The sequence below is a fragment of the Nocardia sp. NPDC004604 genome (genome assembly GCF_040609795.1).
In the GTDB taxonomy this organism is placed as follows: Bacteria; Actinomycetota; Actinomycetes; order Mycobacteriales; family Mycobacteriaceae; genus Nocardia.
Genome location: NZ_JBEXLC010000316.1, coordinates 1 through 2,360, shown reverse-complemented (window position 1 = coordinate 2,360; position 2,360 = coordinate 1). Strand labels below are relative to the sequence as shown.

General features: G+C 66.5%; 3 protein-coding genes. 2 read left to right on the top strand and 1 reads right to left on the bottom strand.

The window, feature by feature from the left end:
- Window positions 1-311: 311 nt before the first annotated feature.
- Window positions 312-1,145 (bottom strand): MerR family transcriptional regulator, encoded by an 834-nt coding sequence (locus tag ABZW16_RS43760; RefSeq protein WP_354962070.1) that lies wholly within the window; start codon window positions 1,143-1,145, stop codon window positions 312-314.
- A 128-nt stretch (window positions 1,146-1,273) separates the two neighbouring features.
- Here ABZW16_RS43760 and ABZW16_RS43755 point away from each other — a divergent pair, with 128 nt between their 5' ends.
- Both ABZW16_RS43755 and ABZW16_RS43750 read left to right on the top strand, forming a co-directional pair.
- The gene (locus tag ABZW16_RS43755; protein WP_354962069.1) at window positions 1,274-1,684 is read left to right on the top strand and encodes a hypothetical protein; all 411 of its coding nucleotides are present in this window, start codon (window positions 1,274-1,276) and stop codon (window positions 1,682-1,684) included.
- Between the two features lie 44 nt (window positions 1,685-1,728).
- Complete coding sequence (locus ABZW16_RS43750; protein ID WP_354962068.1) at window positions 1,729-2,280, top strand: alpha/beta fold hydrolase; 552 nt, start codon at window positions 1,729-1,731, stop codon at window positions 2,278-2,280.
- Window positions 2,281-2,360: the final 80 nt, after the last annotated feature.

The window sequence follows — 2,360 nt, the reverse complement described above, 5'->3', positions numbered from 1 at the left end:
CCTGCGGCTTCACTGTTCGATGAGCCTAACGCTCCACAACCCGAACACTTTGACGGTCGAAGGGCCAGCGATTCGGATCGTGCCGGTAGGCGATCGGCGGGTGTAGACCATGGCTTGACCTACCGATTCCACCAAGTTGTCGGCGATCGGCGCTCCGCTGGCCCATCGGAGACCACCGCGCACACCCCCAAGCGTCAACTCGGGTCGTTCGCTCGGTATGCGGCTATTACAAGTGCGTGGCTGTCGTGTGGTGGGCGTGACCGTGGTGAGGGGGACCGGTTGGGTGGTTCCGCTACAACGTGGCTCGGTTCTTATTGCGGCTTCGTGGTGTTGGTGAGGAATACCGGCCATCCGATTTCGGTGCGCCATCGGGAGGAGTCGGCGGTCTCGCGCTGGCCGACGATGTAGTACTCCCGAATGGGACCGGGCACGCCGAGCGCGTTTCGGGCGACGTAGGTGGCCAGGGCGGCGTACGTGCGGTCGGCATCGACCGGTGAGCCGAGATGGCACATCACCGCGAGTTCGACGGCGGGCACGACCGCCGGACGCACCCGGCCTACGGGGCGGACGGTGCCGGTGCACGGTACGAAGATGGTCGTTTCGCCGCGATGGTCGGTGAACACCTCGTCGGAGTAGATTCCACCGGCCGGACCGGCCGGTGCCAGTCCCTGCGCGGTGAGAGTGGCGTGGAGTTCGCCGAGCGCGCCTTGCAACCACGTTGCGCCCTCCTGCGCGGCGATGATCTCGGTGACGGCGGCGGCCGCGACCGCCGGTGTGGCGCGCAGTTCGACGGGTGTGTGTTCGGAGGGGTACCGGGTCAGCAGGTGGCGCAGTTGGTCCACGACGTGCTGGGTGCGGTCGAGTTGTTTCTGCAGGCGCTCCAGGTGTGCCACGATGCGTTCGTTGCGGGTGCCGGGATCCGGCGTCGCCAGGATCGCCTGGATCTCCTCCAGTGGCATGTCCAGGTCACGGAACCGCCGCACGACTTGCGCGGTGGCCAGTTGCTCGGTGCTGTACCTGCGGTAACCGGTCTGCGGATCGACCTCGGCGGGCGCAAGAAGCCCGATCTGGTGATAGTGGCGCAGCATCTTGACCGTCAGATGGGTGGCGCGGGAGAAGTCGCCGATCGACATGTACGCGAGCATGGCCACCATTCTGGAGCCTCCCCCTACGGGAGAGTTCTCACCGGTTTTCGGCTTGACCGTCCGGCCGCGGCAGCGCCGACCGTGGTAGCAGCGGCCCACCGGGGGCCGCGGAAAGGACGCTCACCGCCATGACGAACACGATCGGATCGACCGGCCGCATAGACGAGGCCACCATCGTCGCCGACCGCTACACGTCGATCTGGAACCAGCCCGACGCACTGTTGCGCCGCCAGGCCGTCGCCGACCTGTGGGTCGAGGACGGCGTGGAGTACGTCGAGGGCGCCCGGTTCGAGGGGCTCGATGAGCTCGACACCCGGATCGCCCACGCCTACAACGAATTCGTCGACAGCGGCAGGTACCGGGTGACCCACGCCGGTGACACCGGCCGCCACCACGACATCGTCAGCTTCACCATCCAGCTGATCACCATCGACACCGATGAGATCGCTTGGGCCGCACGCGTCTTCCTGCTTCTCGACGCCGACGGCCGGATCCGGGAGGACTATCAGCTCACCATCCGGCCCCTGGCCGCCGCATAGCTCCGCGATCTCCCACCCCAACATCGAAAGCCGAGGAACGCCGAATGCCTTACCTGACCACACCCGACGGAACCGAACTGTTCTACCGGGACTACGGCGCCGACCGGCCGATCGTGTTCGTGCACAGCATGCTGATGAGCAGCGACATGTGGCAGCACCAGATGCTGCACTTGGCCGGGCACGGCTACCGAACAATCGCCTACGACCGCCGCGGCCACGGGCGATCCGACGACTCCGGCACCGGATACGAATTCGACACTCTCGCCGACGATCTGGCCGCCCTGCTGGACCGGCTCGACCTCACCGATGTCATGCTGGTCGGCCACTCGATGGGTGGCGGCGAGGTCATCAGATACCTCAGCCGCCGTGGCACCCAGCGCATCTCACGCATCGCACTGGTCGGCGCGACAGCCCCGCACCTCGATGTCGACCCGGACGCCGCGGCAACACAGTTGGATCGGCTCCGCACCGAGTACGGCCTCTGGGTGGCCGACAACGCCGCGCTGTCGTTCGGTGACGACCTGCCCGGCTGCACCATTCCACAGCTCGAGCGGGAGGCAACCATCCGGGACTGGATGCGGTCGGCTTGTCGGTGAATCGTTTCCGTTCCAGCCGGGAGCCCGTCTGGCGCTACTCCGCGACAATCACAATTCTGTGCTCGGTATCCGCGAGTACG